This is a genomic window from Microbacterium sp. 22303 (assembly GCF_052045265.1).
Taxonomy (GTDB): Bacteria; Actinomycetota; Actinomycetes; order Actinomycetales; family Microbacteriaceae; genus Microbacterium.
Map to the genome: position 1 here is coordinate 143,570 of NZ_JBQEOQ010000006.1, position 15,526 is coordinate 159,095.

At 70.9% G+C, this 15,526-nt stretch carries 14 protein-coding genes, 1 pseudogene and 1 riboswitch; of the genes and pseudogenes, 10 read left to right on the top strand and 5 right to left on the bottom strand.

The features are described 5' to 3' along the window. Window positions 1-45: 45 nt before the first annotated feature. From gcvH to ACTJI8_RS16745, 3 genes and pseudogenes are all read right to left on the bottom strand, one after another. Window positions 46-423, bottom strand: a complete 378-nt coding sequence (gene gcvH, locus ACTJI8_RS16735) for a glycine cleavage system protein GcvH (RefSeq protein ID WP_440734557.1) — start codon at window positions 421-423, stop codon at window positions 46-48. Then, entirely contained in the window at window positions 420-1,526 is a 1,107-nt protein-coding gene (gcvT, locus tag ACTJI8_RS16740; RefSeq protein ID WP_440734558.1) for a glycine cleavage system aminomethyltransferase GcvT, read from the bottom strand. The genes gcvH and gcvT overlap by 4 nt, the downstream gene beginning before the upstream one ends. A gap of 245 nt (window positions 1,527-1,771) precedes the next feature. Then, window positions 1,772-1,865: riboswitch (glycine riboswitch) on the bottom strand. A gap of 116 nt (window positions 1,866-1,981) precedes the next feature. Then, window positions 1,982-2,776, bottom strand: a pseudogene (locus ACTJI8_RS16745) (DUF817 domain-containing protein); the annotation flags it as partial. Between the two features lie 107 nt (window positions 2,777-2,883). Between ACTJI8_RS16745 and ACTJI8_RS16750 the strand changes: the two are divergent. The 7 genes from ACTJI8_RS16750 to ACTJI8_RS16780 all read left to right on the top strand — a co-directional run bounded on the left by ACTJI8_RS16750 (window position 2,884) and on the right by ACTJI8_RS16780 (window position 10,297). After that, complete coding sequence (locus ACTJI8_RS16750) at window positions 2,884-3,591, top strand: NUDIX hydrolase (RefSeq protein WP_440734559.1); 708 nt, start codon at window positions 2,884-2,886, stop codon at window positions 3,589-3,591. Then, on the top strand, window positions 3,588-4,907 hold the full coding sequence (gene nadA, locus ACTJI8_RS16755) for a quinolinate synthase NadA (protein WP_440734560.1): 1,320 nt from the start codon (window positions 3,588-3,590) through the stop codon (window positions 4,905-4,907). The genes ACTJI8_RS16750 and nadA overlap by 4 nt, the downstream gene beginning before the upstream one ends. Continuing rightward, window positions 4,907-6,493, top strand: coding sequence for an L-aspartate oxidase (gene nadB / locus ACTJI8_RS16760; RefSeq protein WP_440734561.1), 1,587 nt, complete (start codon window positions 4,907-4,909; stop codon window positions 6,491-6,493). Before nadA ends, nadB begins: the two co-directional genes overlap by 1 nt. Further along, window positions 6,493-7,359 carry a carboxylating nicotinate-nucleotide diphosphorylase gene (gene nadC, locus ACTJI8_RS16765; protein WP_440734562.1) on the top strand — a complete coding sequence of 289 codons (867 nt, stop codon included), beginning with the start codon at window positions 6,493-6,495 and terminating at the stop codon, window positions 7,357-7,359. The genes nadB and nadC overlap by 1 nt, the downstream gene beginning before the upstream one ends. 2 nt (window positions 7,360-7,361) lie before the next feature. Continuing rightward, complete coding sequence (locus tag ACTJI8_RS16770) at window positions 7,362-8,507, top strand: cysteine desulfurase family protein (protein ID WP_440734563.1); 1,146 nt, start codon at window positions 7,362-7,364, stop codon at window positions 8,505-8,507. A 9-nt stretch (window positions 8,508-8,516) separates the two neighbouring features. Further along, window positions 8,517-9,458 (top strand): glycosyltransferase family 2 protein, encoded by a 942-nt coding sequence (locus ACTJI8_RS16775; RefSeq protein ID WP_440734564.1) that lies wholly within the window; start codon window positions 8,517-8,519, stop codon window positions 9,456-9,458. A 65-nt stretch (window positions 9,459-9,523) separates the two neighbouring features. After that, window positions 9,524-10,297 carry an SDR family NAD(P)-dependent oxidoreductase gene (locus tag ACTJI8_RS16780; protein ID WP_440734565.1) on the top strand — a complete coding sequence of 258 codons (774 nt, stop codon included), beginning with the start codon at window positions 9,524-9,526 and terminating at the stop codon, window positions 10,295-10,297. A 119-nt stretch (window positions 10,298-10,416) separates the two neighbouring features. Here the strand turns inward: ACTJI8_RS16780 and ACTJI8_RS16785 are convergent, their stop codons facing one another. Further along, complete coding sequence (locus ACTJI8_RS16785) at window positions 10,417-12,312, bottom strand: ABC transporter ATP-binding protein (RefSeq protein WP_440734566.1); 1,896 nt, start codon at window positions 12,310-12,312, stop codon at window positions 10,417-10,419. Window positions 12,313-12,550: 238 nt separating this feature from the next. Here ACTJI8_RS16785 and ACTJI8_RS16790 point away from each other — a divergent pair, with 238 nt between their 5' ends. Continuing rightward, complete coding sequence (locus ACTJI8_RS16790; RefSeq protein WP_440734567.1) at window positions 12,551-14,041, top strand: MDR family MFS transporter; 1,491 nt, start codon at window positions 12,551-12,553, stop codon at window positions 14,039-14,041. A gap of 123 nt (window positions 14,042-14,164) precedes the next feature. On the opposite strand, the gene ACTJI8_RS16795 is transcribed toward ACTJI8_RS16790, so the two are convergent. Then, window positions 14,165-14,326, bottom strand: a complete 162-nt coding sequence (locus tag ACTJI8_RS16795; RefSeq protein WP_440734568.1) for a hypothetical protein — start codon at window positions 14,324-14,326, stop codon at window positions 14,165-14,167. Window positions 14,327-14,473: 147 nt separating this feature from the next. On the opposite strand from ACTJI8_RS16795, the gene ACTJI8_RS16800 reads away from it, so the two are divergent. Beyond that, window positions 14,474-15,046 carry a carboxymuconolactone decarboxylase family protein gene (locus tag ACTJI8_RS16800; protein WP_440734569.1) on the top strand — a complete coding sequence of 191 codons (573 nt, stop codon included), beginning with the start codon at window positions 14,474-14,476 and terminating at the stop codon, window positions 15,044-15,046. Between the two features lie 163 nt (window positions 15,047-15,209). Then, the gene (locus ACTJI8_RS16805) at window positions 15,210-15,509 is read left to right on the top strand and encodes a Fe-S cluster assembly protein HesB (RefSeq protein ID WP_440734570.1); all 300 of its coding nucleotides are present in this window, start codon (window positions 15,210-15,212) and stop codon (window positions 15,507-15,509) included. Window positions 15,510-15,526 lie beyond the last annotated feature (17 nt).

Consider the following 15,526-nt stretch of genomic DNA (forward strand, 5'->3'; position numbering starts at 1 on the left):
CGTCGGCCGTGGTGCCGATGTGGCGGTCGAGGAACGCGGTCACTCTCAGCCCTCCGTGTGCGCGACGTAGGCGTCGCGGTCGAGAAGACCGTCGACGGCGCCCGCAGCGATGGACACCTTGATCAGCCAGCCGCCGTCGAAGGGCGCGGAGTTGACCAGCGACGGGTCGTCGACCACGGCGTCGTTGATCTCGACGACCGTGCCGTCGACCGGCGCGTACAGCTCGGAGACCGACTTGGTCGACTCGGCCTCGCCGAAGACATCGCCGCGGCTGAAGGACGTGCCGACGGCGGGCAGCTCGACGAAGACGATGTCACCGAGGGCGTCCGCGGCGAAGTCGGTGATCCCGATGGTCGCGGAATCGCCGTCGACGGCGACCCACTCGTGCTCTTCGCTGTAGCGCAGGGTGTTGAGATCGGTCATTTCTTCCTCCGGTAGAAAGGCAGGGCGGTGACGGTCGCGGGGATCTTGGTGCCGCGGACGTCGAGGAACAGGGGGACGGCGCCGTCGGCGACGGCGGGGTCGACGAAGGCCATCGCGATCGGGTGGCCGAGAGTCGGGCTGAGCGCACCGCTGGTGATCTCGCCGATCACCGCGCCGTCCTCGGTCACGACCGCGTACCCGGCGCGGCCGGCCCGGCGGCCCTCGGCGGCGAGGCCGATGAGCACGCGCGCGCCCTCGGCGGGCGTGACGGCGCCCTTGCCGACGAAGTCGTCCTTGTCCTCCACGACCACGCGACCCAGGCCCGACTGGGCGGGCTTGGTCTCGAGGTTCAGCTCGTGGCCGTACAGCGGCATGCCCGCCTCCAGGCGCAGCGTGTCGCGCGCGGCGAGACCGGCGGGCACCAGGCCGCGGTCGGCGCCCGCGGCGAGCGCCGCGTCCCACAGCGCGGCGGCGTCGGAGGCTTCGACGAGCAGCTCGAAGCCGTCCTCGCCGGTGTAGCCGGTGCGCGCCAGCAGCAGCGGCTTGCCGTTGTAGGTCGCGGAGGCCCAGGCGTAGTACTTCTGCTCCGCCCACGGGATCGAGACATCGTGGATGCCGTCGATCGCGGCGACGATCGCCTCGGCGTTCGGGCCCTGCGCGGCGATGAGGGCGTAGGAGTCGGAGACGTCCTCGACGACGACCTCACGACCCGCGGTGCGCGCCAGCAGCGCCTCGCGCACGGCGTCGCGGTTGCCGGCGTTGCTGATGATGAGGAAGTCGTCATCGCCGAGTCGGTAGACGATCACGTCGTCGATGATGCCGCCGTCCTCGGCGAGCAGCAGCGAGTACTTCGCCTTGCCGACGGCGAGGGCGGAGAGCCGGCCGGCGAGCGCGTAGTCGAGATACGCGGCCGCGCCGGAGCCGACGATCGTGAACTCGGCCATGTGCGAGATGTCGAAGATGCCCGCGCTCTCGCGCACCGCGTGGTGCTCGGCGAGGTCGGACGTGTAGCGGACGGGCATCTGCCAGCCGCCGAAGTCGGTGAACGATGCCCCGAGCGCCTCGTGGCGCTCCCGAAGGGGGGTGTAGCGGGCGTCTGTCATGGAGCTCTCCCGTGCGGATCGGTGAGGATCCGCACGGCGCACGGATCCGAGAACTCCCCCTCTGTCATGAGCCTGAGAGTTTCGCCCGCGCCTTCGAGAGGCGACAGAGCTTTCACCGTCGGCGGATCCCGAGCGAGAGGTGGAGATCCGCGGGGATCCAGTCACCAGGGTTTCGGCTCAGGCGCCTTCAGCGTCTTCGCTCAACCCGATTTCTCGTTTCACTCGAAATCGCTTTTCAGAGCGGCCGGGTCTGCGCGGTGCGGTTACCTGAGAGATTGGCGGGGAGGCTTGCTCCTTCGGTGTCCGGCTGCGATCACCGGACTCTCCCGCGCGGACCATGCGGCCACGTGTTCAGTTTTCCTGCGCCATCCTACCGTGCGGGATGCCCGTCGCGCCGCCGGTTTCCCGGGCGGGCGCGGCGGGAAGACGAGCGTCACCAGGACGACCGAGATGATCATCAGGAGGAACCAGCTGGACACCTTCGACAGGGAGACCGGCTGCCAGCCACCGACCTGGTCGGGATAGAGCCAGGCCCCGCTCGCGGTGCCGATGTTCTCGGCCAGCCAGATGAACAGCGCGACGCCGGCGAACGGCAGCAGCAGCGGGATCCGGAGGGTGCGCCGCCAGACGCGTGCATGCATCACGGTCGGCAGCCAGAGGACGACGACGAGCGCCGTGAGCGCCCAGCGCGCATCCCAGATCCAGTGGTGCGTGAAGAAGTTCGCGTAGATCAGCGTCGCCAGCACCACGGTGGCCCAGCGCGGCGGGTAGCGCACGAAGGCGAGGTCGAACAAGCGGTGCACGCGCACCATGTACGAGCCGACCGCCGCATACATGAAGCCGCTGAACAGCGGGACGGCGCCGATCCTCAGAAAGCCGTCGGCCTCGTATGACCAGGAACCGACGTCGGTCTTGAACAGCTCCATCGCGGTTCCCGTCACGTGGAACAGCATGATCACCCAGAGCTCCCGCCCCGACTCCAGGCGCGTGGCGAGCATCGCCACCTGGATCAGCACCGCGATGAGGGTCAGCAGGTCGTTGCGGGTGAGGGCGAGGTCGGACGGGTACAGCGTGCGCACGAGCACGATCGCCACGAGGAGGGCCACGCCGAACACGCACGCCCACGCCTGCTTGGCGAGGAACACGGACGCCTCGACGAGGAAGCCGCGCACGCCGGTCGAGGGGGCTCCCGCGAGGATCCGGCGAGCGCGGGCATCGATCCGCGCCTCGAGACGCGTCGGCTGCTGCATGTCCCGACGCTATCCGCCGCGGCGGGCGCGCGGCTGAGAGGTCGCCGTAATGATCGCGAGTTCTGGTCACGGCGACTATAAGATGATCCACGGAGGTTAGAGTCAGCATGACCAGAAGCGAGCACGAGGACGGGATCCGCGTCGCGGTGTCGACCGTGATCCTGACGCTGCGCCGCGACGGCGGCGAGGCGCCGCGGCTCGCGCTGCCGCTCGTCCGGCGCACGCGCGATCCGCATGCGGGCGCCTGGGCGCTTCCCGGCGGATGGCTCGACGACACGGAGAGCCTGGCCGCCGCGGCGGCCCGCACGCTCGCCGAGACGACGGGGCTCACCCCCAGCTACCTTGAGCAGCTCTACGCGTTCGGCGCGGTGGACCGCTCCCCGAGCCGGGTGATCTCCGTCGTGTACTGGGCGCTCGTGCGCGAGGAGGAGTCCGTCGGCGCGGTCGGATCGGATCCGGAGAACGTCGACTGGTTCGACGCCGCCGACCTGCCGGAGCTCGCCTTCGACCACGGCCGCATCATCGAGTACGCACTGTGGCGGCTGCGCAACAAGGCCGGTTACAGCCGTGTGGCACAGGGCTTCCTCCCTCCGGAGTTCACCCTGGCCGACCTGCGCGAGGCGTACGAGACCATCCTGGGTCGCCGGCTGGATCCCGCGAATTTCCGGCGTCAGGTCGACGCGACGCGGACCCTGATCCCCACCAATGCGTTCCGCACGGGCAGCCATCGGCCCGCCCGGCTGTACCGCGATGCCACCGATGTCGAGCTCGCCGACCGCGGCCCGCTCGCCCCCGAAGAGACGAGAACCTCATGAGCACCACCTCTCTGCACTCTCCGATCGATCCGTCCGTCGACCATGCGCTGCGCCTGATCGTCACCGGCGCCTCCTCGGAATCGACCTGCACCACGGATCTCGCCGCGGGGCCCTGGAACTTCGACACGATCCCGGGGTACGGTCCCGGATCGTCCATGGGCGACGTGATCCCGACCGGCGCGCCGCGCCAGGGCGAGCTCCCGGCCGCCTATCGCGAGGCCGGCGAGGACGAGCTGCACGAGCGGATCCGTGCGGCGAAGGCCACCCTCGGCGAGCGCGTCGTGGTGCTCGGGCACTTCTATCAGCGCGAGGAGGTCGTGCAGCACGCGGACCATGTCGGCGACTCGTTCCAGCTCGCGGGCTTCGCGAAGCAGCACCCGGACGCCGAGGCGATCGTGTTCTGCGGCGTGCATTTCATGGCGGAGACCGCCGATCTGCTCTCCGGACCGGATCAGGCCGTGATCCTGCCGAACCTCGCCGCCGGATGCTCCATGGCGGACATGGCGGACATCGACCAGGTCGAGGACTGCTGGGAGCAGCTCGCCGACGTGCTCGGCCCGCTGGACCAGCCCGACGCCGACGGACTCGTGCCGGTGATCCCCGTCACCTACATGAACTCCTCCGCCGCCATCAAGGGCTTCGTGGGACGTCATGGCGGCATCGTGTGCACCTCATCGAACGCCCGCACCGTGCTGGAGTGGGCGTTCGCTCGAGGTCGGCGGGTGCTGTTCTTCCCGGACCAGCACCTGGGCCGCAACACGGCGAAGGCGATGGGCGTGCCGCTGGAGCAGATGCCGATGTGGAATCCACGCCGTCCGCTCGGCGGATCCTCCGCGGTCGAGCTGAAGGACTCCCGCGTCATCCTCTGGCACGGTTTCTGCTCGGTGCACCGCCGTTTCACCGTCGCCCAGATCGACCAGGCTCGCGCCGAGCACCCGGGCGTGCGCGTGATCGTGCACCCGGAGTGCCCGATGGAGGTCGTGGACGCCGCCGATGAGGCCGGCTCCACCGACTACATCCGCAAGGCCATCGACGCGGCGACCGAGCCCACGACTTTCGCGATCGGCACCGAGATCAACCTGGTCCGCCGGCTCGCGGCGCAGTATCAGCAGCACGAGATCTTCTGCCTGGATCCGGTGGTCTGCCCCTGTTCCACGATGTACCGGATCCACCCCGGCTACCTCGCCTGGGTGCTCGAGGAGCTCGTCGCGGGGCGCACGCCGAACCGCATCACCGTTCCCGCGGACGTGGCGGACCCGGCGCGGGTCGCACTCGAGCGCATGCTGGCGGCCCGCCCTCCGGTAGCGGTGGCCTGATGCCCGCGCCCGGCGAGCGCCGCGCCCCCGGGGCGCAGCACGTGCTCGTGATCGGCGGCGGGATCGCCGGTCTCACCGCCGCCCTGCATGCGCACGAGGCCGGCCACCGTGTCGAGGTCGTCGTGAAGGACGCCCTCGGCGACGGCGCGACCGCGCTCGCCCAGGGCGGGATCGCCGGGGTGTACGGCACGGATGCCGTTGGCGTGGCCGACTCTCCCGCCGCGCACGCCGCGGACACGCTCACGGCAGGAGCGGGGCTCTCCGACCCCGCTGTGGTGGACGTGCTCGTCGGCGAAGCGCCCGCGCGGATCGCAGAACTGGTCGCCCGCGGAGTGCCGTTCGACCTGGATCCCCAGGGGCGGCTGCTGCGCGGGCTCGAGGCGGCCCACTCCGCGGCACGGATCGCACACGCGGGCGGCGACGCCACGGGGGCGGCCATCTCCGCTGCCCTCGTCCGCGCCGTGCGGGAGGCGGGGATCACCGTCCGCGAGCACGCGATGCTGGTCGATCTGATCGTCTCCGGCGGAGTGGTACGCGGGGCCGGGCTGCTCATCGCGGGGCGGATCGTCGAGCTCGCAGCGGACGCCGTGATCCTCGCGACCGGCGGCGCGGGCCGGCTGTTCCAGCACACCACGGCCCCCGCCGTCTGCACCGGCGATGGGATCGCCGCGGCGCTGCGGGCCGGCGCCGCGGTCGAGGATCTGGAGTTCGTGCAGTTCCACCCCACGATCCTTGCTGCACCCGGGCCGGCGTTCCTGATCTCCGAGGCGGTGCGCGGGGAGGGCGCAACCCTCATCGACGACGAGGGACGGCGCTTCGCCTTCGACGCGCATCCCGACGGCGAGCTCGCGCCGCGCGATGTCGTGACGCGCGCGGTCGTGCGCCGCGCGCGTCAGCAGGGCGGCCCTGTGCGTCTGGACGCCACGCCGATCTGCCGTCGCGAGGGCTGGAGCGCGGAGCGCCTCGCGCGCCGGTTCCCCACGATCGACCGGGTCACGCGGGAGCGCGGCTTCGACTGGGCCCGCGAGCCTCTTCCGGTCACTCCGGCCGCACATTATCTGATGGGCGGGGTGGTCACCGACGCCGACGGCCGTACCACGCTACCCGGCCTCTACGCGGTCGGAGAGACCGCGCGCACCGGCGTGCACGGTGCGAACCGGCTCGCCTCGAACTCCCTGCTCGAGGGCGCGGTGTTCGGCGCACGGGCAGCGTCCGCGCTGGACACCCCGTGGGTCCGCGCGTCGAGCAGGGGCATCGCAGAGCACCACGACGAAACAACGTTCTCGACGCGCGACGTTTCGTCTCACTCAGCTCGCTCAACGGCTCCGTTCGGGGATCCGTTCTCCCGGCCCGCGCTGCAGGAGCTCATGTGGGATCTGGTCGGCCCGCTGCGCACCCGCGAAGGTCTGGAAGAGGCTCTGGCGACGGTCCGCTCCTGGCGCCCGCCGGAGGGCCTCACCCGAACGGCCGTGGAGGACCGCAACCTGCTCCAGGTCGCCGAGGCCATGATCGCCACCGCGCTCGCCCGCCCGGTCTCGATCGGCGCCCACCATCTCGAACCGTCGCCCGCCCTGATCGGAGTCTGATGCTCACCCCCGCCCTCCTCACCCGCGTCGTCGGAGCAGCCCTCGAAGAGGACGCCCCCTGGGGCGACCTTACGAGCACCGCGCTGCTGCCTGCGGACGCCACGGCGACCGCCGACCTCGTCGCGCGCGAGCCCGGAGTGCTGGCCGGGGGCGACGTGTTCGCAGCCGCCTTCACACTCACGGATCCGGAGACGGTCGTGGATCTGCATGTCGCGGACGGAGACGCCTTCGCCGCCGGAGACGTGCTCGCGACCGCGACCGGATCCGCCCGCAGCCTGCTGACGGCAGAGCGGGTGGCGCTGAACTTCACGCAGCGCCTGAGCGGCATCGCGACCCTCACAGCCGCCTACGTCGCCGCCGTCGAGGGCGCCGGGCCGGACGGCAAGCAGGTGCGCATCGCCGACACCCGCAAGACCACCCCCGGGCTGCGGGCGTTCGAACGGCACGCCGTCGTCGCGGGCGGCGGACGCAACCACCGCTTCTCGCTGTCGGATGCGGTGATGGCCAAGGACAACCACCTCGCCGTGCTGACCCGGGGTGGTCGCGACGTCGCGACCGCGCTGCGCGAGGCGATCACGATGCTGCCGCACACCACGCACGTCGTCGTCGAGGTGGATCGGCTCGACCAGATCCCCGCGGTGCTCGACGGCGGCGCCCACACCGTGCTGCTGGACAACTTCTCCCTCGAGGATCTACGCGCGGGCGTCGCGCTGATCGACGGTCGGGCGACCGCGGAGGCCTCGGGCGGCGTGAACCTCGACACGGTGCGCGCGATCGCGGGGACCGGGGTCGACGTGATCTCGGTGGGCGCCCTGACCCACTCCGCGCGGGCACTGGACTTCGGGCTCGACGTGCGGATCGACTGACCATGTCCGTCCCGCTCTACCTCGACCACGCGGCGACCTCGCCGATCAGGCCAGAGGTTCTCGAGGCGATGGCCCCGTTCCTCACCCGCACGTTCGGCAACCCGTCCAGCCATCACACCGTGGGCGAGGCGGCGAGCGCGGCGCTCGAGGACGCCCGCGCGCGGGTGGCCCGCGTGCTGGGGATGCGTGCCGGCGATGTCGTCTTCACTGCCGGCGGCACCGAGGCGAACAACCTCGCGGTCAAGGGCATCGTGCTGGCCGCACTCGCCCGGGGCGGCCGCCACGTGATCACGACACCCATCGAGCACGAGTCGATCCTGGAGTCGGTCCGTTATCTCGAGCGGTTCCACGGCGCGGCCGCGACCCTGGTCCCGGTCGACGCGGCAGGACGGGCGGATCCGGACGCGGTCGCTGCGGCGATCCGCGACGACACCGCGCTGATCGCCGTCGGGCATGCGAACAACGAGATCGGCACGATCCAGGATGTCGCGGGGATCGCCGCGGCCGCCGCCGCGCAGGGCGTGCCGGTGCACGTGGACGCGGTGCAGTCCGCGGGATGGCTGGCACTGTCGGGCCTCGGTGCCGACGCGATCGCGATCGCCGGGCACAAGCTCGGCGCCCCCAAGGGCATCGGTGCGCTCGCCGTGCGCGGCCGGGTGCCGATCGAGCCCCTCTTGCACGGCGGCGGGCAGGAGCGCGGCCGCCGCTCCGGCACCGAGAACGTGGCGGGCGCGGTCGGTCTCGCCACCGCGCTCGAGCGGGCCGAGGGCGAGCGCGCCGAGGCCTCTGCGCGCGTCGGGGCGCAGTCCGCCCGGCTCATCGCCGGGGTCCTCGCGGCGGTCCCCTCGGCGCGCGTGACGGGCGATCCGGTGCACCGGCTGCCCGGCACGGCGAGCTTCACGTTCGCCGAGGTCTCCGGCGAGGCGGTGCTGCTCGAATTGGAGCGGCGCGGCGTGGTCTCCTCGAGCGGATCGGCCTGCGCGGCCGGCAGCGACGAGCCCTCGCACGTGCTGCTGGCCTGCGGCATCGACCCCGCCGTCGCGCAGACCGCGGTGCGCTTCACGCTCGGCCACGGCGGCCTTCCCGGCGACGGCCCGGAACAGCTCGCGGCGCTCGTCGCCGACGCCGTGTCCGCTGTGCGCTCCTAGACTGGCGGAGTGCCCGCCCCGCTCGTGACCGTGATCGTCCCCGGTCGCGACATCGCCGCCTTCGCTCCTGCCGCCCTCGACTCGCTGCGCGCGCAGACGGAGACCTCTTGGCGGGCGATCCTCGTCGATGACGGATCGCGCGACGACACCGGCCGGATCTTCGACGCCGCAGCAGACGCGGATCCGCGCTTCACCGTCCTGCGGCACACGGAGGCGCGCGGGCTCGGCGGCGCCCGCAACGCCGCGCTCGAACTCGTCGACACCGAGTACCTCGGCTTCCTCGACGGCGACGACGAGCTGACGCTGACCGCGCTCGAGCGGATGACCGGCACCCTCGCCGCGTCTGGGAGCGACTTCGTGGCGGGCGCGTACGTGCGCTCCCGCTGGGACGGGCAGACATACGCGCCGGGCCGTGTGCAGCCGTGGGTCGCGGCGGCGACGGATCCGGAACGCCTCGGCACCACGATCTTCGAGCACCCTGCCGCGTCTGCGAACATCGTGGCCTGGTCGAAGCTGAGCCGCACCGCGTTCTGGCAGGATCTCCGCTTCCCGGAGGGCGTCGCCTACGAGGACCAGATCGTGGCCCAGCGCATGTACACGACCGCGCGCGCCTTCGATGTCATCCCCGACGTGGTGGTGCGATGGCGGCTGCGGGAGGACGGATCCTCCATCACGCAGGGCAAGCACCGCCTCCGCGTGCTCCGCGACTATCTCGCCGCGTTGCGCGGGGGCATCGACGTGCTGCATCGGGCGGGCGCGCAGGCCGCCGTTGTCGCTAGGCTCGACCTCATCCTCGCGATGGACCTGCCGCCGCTCCAGGAGATCGCCGGCAGCCACACCGACTCCGCGTATCCCGCGACGGTGCGAGCGTTCGTGCAAGACCTCGAGGCACTCCCCGAGTTCGCCGACGCTCGCGTGGACCCCACTCTCGCCGCCGCGCTGCGCTGGTAGCCGCGGCCATTGCCCGGACGGCCGATGCGCCCGTGCGCGTCGCTCCGCCCAGAATCAGGACCGTCATGAACGCCTATCTCTCCGACCTGTTCTCCCTCGAGGGTCGCACCGCCGTGGTCACCGGCGGCAGCTCCGGCATCGGGCGCGGCATCGCGACCGCGCTCGCCCGTGCCGGTGCCGCCACCGTGATCGTCGCCCGCGGCGCCGACCGGATCGACGAGACGGTGCGCGAGCTCACCGATGCCGGCTGCCGCGCCGCGGGCGTCGTGGGCGACCTCGGCACGCGCGACGGGATCCTCGCCGTGGCGGACGCCGCGGCACGTCCGTTCGGCGAGCCCGACATCCTCGTGAACTCCGCCGGCATCAACATCCGGCCTGCCTTCGCCGACATCACCGAGGCCGACTGGGACGCCACGATGACCGTGAACGCGCTCGCCCCGTTCCTGCTCGGTCAGCGCTACGGCGTGGGCATGGCCGAGCGAGGCTACGGCCGACTCATCCACATCAGCTCGCAGCAGGCGCACCGCGCCTTCGTCGGCAGCGGCATCTACGGCGTGTCGAAGGGTGCCGTCGAGTCGCTGATGCGCTCCGAAGCGGAGGCCTGGGGCGGGACCGGCGTCACCAGCAACACCCTCGTGCCGGGTTTCGTGCTGACGCCGCTCAACGCCCGCCTCCAGGAGGATCCGGTGCAGATCGCGGCGCTCGCCGCCCGCACCATGATCGGCCGCAACGGGCTGCCGTCCGACTTCGCCGGCGCCGCCGTGTTCCTCTCGGGCGCCGGATCGTCGTACGTCACGGGTCACTCGCTCTTCGTGGACGGCGGGCTGAGCGTGCACTGAGGCCGGCGCTGTGTGCTGAACTCAGTCGATCCGGCCTGTGTTCGGGCGCCGGCGCGTCTCAGCGCACGATTCGACTGAGTTCAGCACGCCCCGAGGCTGTCACCCCGCGGCATCGCGGGTCAGGCCGAGCGCACGTCGTCATCGATCCTCGCTGCGGCAACCTGCTGCGCGGCGAGGTCGGCGTACAGTCCCCCCTGGGCGAGCAGCTCGGAGTGGGTGCCCGACTCGACGATCCGCCCCTCCTGCACGACGTGGATGACGTCCGCGCCGATCACCGTGGACAGCCGGTGCGCGATCGTGAGCGTGGTGCGGCCCTTGGCCGCCTCGTCCAGCGCCTCCTGCACGACGCGCTCCGACACCGTATCGAGCGCGGAAGTCGCCTCGTCCAGCAGCAGCACCGGCGGATCCTTGAGCAGCACCCGCGCGATCGCGATGCGCTGCTTCTCGCCGCCCGACAGCCGGTAGCCGCGCTCTCCGACCACGGTGTCGTAGCCGTCTTCGAAGCCGACGATCACGTGGTGGATGTTGGCGGCGGTGCACGCCGCCACGAGCTCCTCATCGGTCGCATCGGGCTTCGCGTAGACGAGGTTCTCGCGGATCGTCGCATGGAACAGATACGTCTCCTGCGACACGATCCCGATCTCGTCGATGATCGACGACTGGGTGAGGTCACGCACATCGGCGCCGTCGAAGAGGATCGCTCCCTCCGATGCCTCGTAGAGCCGGGGAGCGAGATAGAGGATCGTCGTCTTGCCGGCCCCCGAGGGGCCGACGAAGGCGACGTGCTGCCCCGGGTCGGCGGTGAACGAGATCCCCTGCAGGGTGTCGCGCGCGGCGGACGACGCGTCCGGGTAGCGGAACCGAACATCGCGGAACTCGAGGCGCCCGCGGGGGCCGGGCGCCGCAGAAGCAGCCGACGCGTCCGGCGCATCCTGGATCTGCGGCACCAGGTCGAGGTATTCGAAGATGCGCGCGAACAGGGCCTGCGACGTCTGCACGTCCAGTGCCACGCGCATGAGTCCGATGAGCGGCATCAGCAGCCGCGCCTGCACGGTCGTGAAGGCCACGATGGCGCCGGCGGTGATGGATCCTGTCCCTCCGGCGACGAGGAGCCCCGCCACGAGGTAGATGATCGCCGGGACACTGGACATCAGCACCATCACGACCGCGAAGAAGCCCTGCCCGCTCATCGCCTGGCGCACCTGCAACCGGATCTGCGTGCGGTTCTGCGCCTGGTAGCGGGCCGACTCGGAACGCTGCCGGTTGAAGGACTTGGACAGCAGGATGCCGGACACGCTCAACGTCTCCTGCGTGATCGCGGTGAGCTCGCTCAGCGACTCCTGCGTCTCGCCGGCGATCCGCGCGCGCACCTGACCGACGCGGCGCTGCACGAGCACCAGGATCGGCATCACGCACACCGCGATGATGGTCAGCCGCCAGTCCAGCAGGATCATCGCCACCAGCGAGGCGATCACCGTGACCGTGTTTCCGAGGATGCTCGTGACCGTGCTCGTGAGCACTCCGGCGACACCGCCGACGTCGTTCTGCAGCCGGGACTGGATCACCCCGGTCTTGGTGCGGGTGAAGAACGCCAGCTCCATCGCCTGCAGGTGCTCGAACAGACGCACCCGCAGGTCGCCCGTCACGCTGTTGCCGACGGTCGAGGTGAGCCAGGTCTGCACGACGCCGAGACCGGCCGACAGCAGGTAGAGCGCGACCATGCCGACCACCAGCTCCACGAGCAGCGCGATGCGCGGTCCTCCGCCGCCCGCCGGGAACAGCGCGTCGTCGAAGACGAGCTTCACCAGCAGCGGCGGGATGACGCCGAGCGCGGCCGAGATGATCACCAGGAGGCCCGTGACGAGGATCCGTCCGCGATAGGGGCGGAACAGCGCGACCACCCGGCGGCCGAGATTCGCGATCTTCGGCGCCTCGGCGTTCTGCCGGCGCTGCGATGCCTCGTCCACGGGGCGCATTCCGCCCCGGGGTCCGCCGCCTCTGGCCATCATGCTCATCCGCTCACCCCTGCCCGCCGCGGGTCACCTGCACCTTCGGCACCTCGCAAGCGTAGATCCCCGCGCCGGGCATGGGGCGCCGCCGTCGAGAACGTCCGCTCAGGGCGCAACGCTGCTGAGAGCAGCGCCGACGGCGCCGGGGAATGAAATGTCCGACCCTGTGGTTACGCTGAATGTCGCTGGCATCTCTGTACAGCTCATCCCCCTTTTTTCGCCCCCGCCGAGTCGGAGGAAACAAATGTCCGCCATCGAAACCGGATCCGTGCCGACCAGCGCGAGATCCTCTCTCATCCCCCGCCGTGACATGGCGGTCATCTGGGTGCTCCTGGCCGCCGCCTTCGTCGCGATCCTCAACGAGACGACGATGAGCATGGCGATCCCGCACCTCATCGACGATCTGAGCATCACCCCGCTCGCGGCGCAGTGGGTGACGAGCGCGTTCATGCTGACCATGGCCGTCGTGATCCCGACGACGGGCTTCCTGCTGCAGCGCTTCACGACGCGGCAGATGTTCCTCGGCGCGCTCACCCTGTTCTCCGCGGGAACGCTGATCGCCGCGCTCGCGCCCGGCTTCACCGTGCTGCTCATCGCACGCGTCGTACAGGCATCGGGCACCGCGATCATGATGCCGCTGCTCATGACGACGCTCATGAACCTGGTTCCCGCGGAGAGCCGCGGCCGGATGATGGGGCGCGTCAGCATCGTCATCTCGCTCGCGCCGGCGATCGGTCCCACGCTGTCCGGCTTCCTGCTCGACCACTTCAGCTGGCGCGCGATCTTCGTGGTCGTGCTGCCGATCGCGCTCGCCGCGATGTTCATCGGCTGGCGCTGGCTGACGAACGTCGGCGAGCGCACCGACGCGCCGCTGGACGTGCTGTCCATCGTGCTGAGCGCCTTCGGCTTCGGCGGGCTGGTCTTCGGCCTCAGCCAGATCGGGGCCCTCGCGGGCGGTGGCGGATCCTCCGCTCCCCTGGTGATCGCGCTGGTCGTCGGCGTGGTGGGGCTGGTGGCGTTCCTCTGGCGGCAGGTGATCCTGCAGCGCAAGGACGACGCCCTGCTGGATCTGCGGGTGTTCGCCTCGCGCGACTTCACCCTGTCGATGGTGCAGATGTTCCTGCTGTCGCTGGCCTTCTTCGGCACGCTCACGGTGATCCCGCTGTTCCTGCAGAAGGCGCTCGGTCTGGAGACCACGGAAGCGGGGCTGGTGCTGCTGCCCGGCGCTCTCGCGATGGGACTGCTCGGCCCCGTGATCGGGCGGATCTACGACGCCCGCGGCACGAAGATCCTGCTGATCCCGGGCTCGATCCTCACCGCTGCCACGCTGTGGTTCTACACGACGCTCGCCACGAACACCTCGGTGTGGATCGTGCTGATCGCGCAGACGCTGCTGTCGATCGGACTCGCGCTCTCGTTCACCCCACTGTTCACCGCGTCGCTGGCTTCGCTGACGCCGAAGTTCTACTCCTACGGCAGCGCGGTCATCGGCACCGTGCAACAGGTCGCGGGCGCAACCGGGATCGCCGTGATGATCGCGGTGTTTACCCTCATCGTGAACGCGAACGGGGGCACCGAGGTGCCCGCCGCGGTTGCGGCGGGCTCGCGCAGCACGTTCGTGATCGGCGCGGTCATCGCGACGGTGACGATCCTGGGCGCGTTCATCATCCGCAAGCCCGCGGATCAGCCGCACGAGGTGGGCTCCCCCGAGGGCAGCGCCCCGGCGATGCACTGAGCCTTTCCCACTTCGCTGCACCTCGAATCGTCCCCGTCAGCGCACGCCATAGGCGCCTCCGACGGGGACGATTCTGCGTCCGCGGCCGCGAGGGGATCCCGACGGGGGTCGCGATCGGCGAGGTCAGTCCTTCGCGCCGGGCAGACGACAGACGCCGTCGATGCACAGTCCGACGTCTCCCGCGTCGAGGCCCGGGAGCAACGACAGCCCGCCCGGAGCGGCTCCCGATGTCGGACGCGTCGCGTCCGCGGGTGTCTGCTGCGGGGATTCGGCTGTCGTGGTCACCCCCCGATGCTACGCCCGTACCGGAGCATCGGCGCCGTTCTGAGGCATCCACCCATGTCGCCGAACGCATCTCGGGCATAGTCTTCGCTCAGGCGCTGGGGCTCGCCGTCCGCGAGCATGCCGCGCATGGACGCGAAGGAGCTTCCCATGATCATCAGCACTCCCCCGGCCGAGACCGCGCAGGGGCACGCCGCCGACATGTATGCCGAGGACATCGCCGACGCGGGCTTCGTCTTCGCCTACACCCGCGCGATGGCGGTGAACCCCGAGGCGCACGAAGCGTTCATGGCGCTCATCCGTGCGATCGTGCCGTCCATCGGCGTGCGCGTGTATGAGGCGGCGACGCTCGGCGCGGCCCGCGCGATCGGATCCCCGCACTGTCTGCTCGCGCACGGACGCAAGTCTCTGCGGGCGGAGGTCCTCAGCGGCGATGGCCTCGCGGCGTTCGCCCGCGGCGACGACGACGGCTTCTCCGCCGCCGAACAGGCCGTCGTTCAGTACGCGGCCAAGCTCTCCACCGATCCGCGCGGCATGTCCGACACCGACACGCAGGCGCTCCGGGACGCCGGCTACGACGATCGCCAGATCGTGGACATCACCTTGGCCGCGGCGGCGCGGAACTACTTCAGCCGCGCTCTGCTCGCGCTCGCCGTGCCGACGGACGAGATGCCGGGCCTGGATCCGGAGACGGCCGAGGCGCTGCGAGCCGCCGCGCGCTGAGGCCGGTCACCGCCCGCCGATCGCGTTCCCCCGCTCCCAGGTGGGAAGACCCTCCGAATCGGGCCGAATCGCCGCACAGCGGTTGAGAGCTCGATCCAGAAGGGGAATCGTGGCCGGACACATGCCGTGACCTCGGCATGTCCGCAACCGGAAGGAGTGCCTCGTGCTCACCTTGACCGACAACGCCACTGCGCTGGTCACCACGCTCGTCCGTCGTCGTACCGAGACGGAGGGTGCGGGACTGCGCATCCACACGGCCGAGACGCCGGGAAAGGCGGGCGAACCCCGCCTCGCCGCCGACGTGGTCGTCTCGCCGGAGCCGGATGATCAGATCCTCGATCTGCCCGGCGCCCCGGTCTTCCTCGAAGGGGAAGCCGCCATCGTCCTGGACGACAAGGTCCTCGACGCGAACGTGAATGAGGAGGGCGCCGTGTCGTTCTCCCTGATGCCGCAGGTCGCCTGACCCGCGGCACGTGAACG

Coding starts and splice junctions, on each gene's coding strand:
- gcvH (WP_440734557.1), bottom strand. CDS start 423: ATGACCGATCTCAACACCCTGCGCTACAGCGAAGAGCACGAGTGGGTC.
- gcvT (WP_440734558.1), bottom strand. CDS start 1,526: ATGACAGACGCCCGCTACACCCCCCTTCGGGAGCGCCACGAGGCGCTC.
- ACTJI8_RS16750 (WP_440734559.1), top strand. CDS start 2,884: ATGACCAGAAGCGAGCACGAGGACGGGATCCGCGTCGCGGTGTCGACC.
- nadA (WP_440734560.1), top strand. CDS start 3,588: ATGAGCACCACCTCTCTGCACTCTCCGATCGATCCGTCCGTCGACCAT.
- nadB (WP_440734561.1), top strand. CDS start 4,907: ATGCCCGCGCCCGGCGAGCGCCGCGCCCCCGGGGCGCAGCACGTGCTC.
- nadC (WP_440734562.1), top strand. CDS start 6,493: ATGCTCACCCCCGCCCTCCTCACCCGCGTCGTCGGAGCAGCCCTCGAA.
- ACTJI8_RS16770 (WP_440734563.1), top strand. CDS start 7,362: ATGTCCGTCCCGCTCTACCTCGACCACGCGGCGACCTCGCCGATCAGG.
- ACTJI8_RS16780 (WP_440734565.1), top strand. CDS start 9,524: ATGAACGCCTATCTCTCCGACCTGTTCTCCCTCGAGGGTCGCACCGCC.
- ACTJI8_RS16785 (WP_440734566.1), bottom strand. CDS start 12,312: ATGAGCATGATGGCCAGAGGCGGCGGACCCCGGGGCGGAATGCGCCCC.
- ACTJI8_RS16790 (WP_440734567.1), top strand. CDS start 12,551: ATGTCCGCCATCGAAACCGGATCCGTGCCGACCAGCGCGAGATCCTCT.
- ACTJI8_RS16800 (WP_440734569.1), top strand. CDS start 14,474: ATGATCATCAGCACTCCCCCGGCCGAGACCGCGCAGGGGCACGCCGCC.